Genomic DNA, 465 nt, shown 5'->3' with positions numbered 1-465 from the left:
TGGCATGCAAGAGGTCAGCGGTTCGATCCCGCTTACCTCCACCAGTCAACAGCGAAGAATGCAGTACCAGTAATGCAGTACAGCAAGTCCAAGTCCCCTTCGTCTAGAGGCCTAGGACATCACCCTTTCACGGTGAGTACAGGGGTTCGAATCCCCTAGGGGACGCCAGTTCACTGGCATGTAGTTCCAAGCTGCCTTGACACCGCAGTGTAGTGATGAAGTTCAGTAAACCGCTGCGGAGCGGTAGTTCAGTTGGTTAGAATACCGGCCTGGCACGCCGGGGGTCGCGGGTTCGAGCCCCGTCCGCTCCGCCAAAAGCTCTCTCGCTCTCGGTCTTTCAAGAGCTCCGTCTTCGGGGCTTTTTGCTTTTATAGAGTGTGAGACCTTGTTGTTTGCCGTTCGGAACACCAAGGCGCCCTGTGGGGGTATAGCTCAGCTGGGAGAGCGCTTGCATGGCATGCAAGA

The 465-nt window shown here is 56.3% G+C and carries 2 tRNA genes; both read left to right on the top strand.

The features are described from left to right. The first annotated feature begins 92 nt into the window (after nt 1-92). Nucleotides 93-168, top strand: a tRNA-Glu gene (locus ACE04A_RS06145). Between the two features lie 69 nt (nt 169-237). Then, nucleotides 238-314, top strand: a tRNA-Ala gene (locus tag ACE04A_RS06140). Nucleotides 315-465 lie beyond the last annotated feature (151 nt).

It is taken from the genome of Achromobacter colocynthidis, assembly GCF_057334535.1.
The sequence above is the reverse complement of the archived record's forward strand: the minus strand, read 5'-3'. Positions and strand labels throughout refer to the sequence as shown.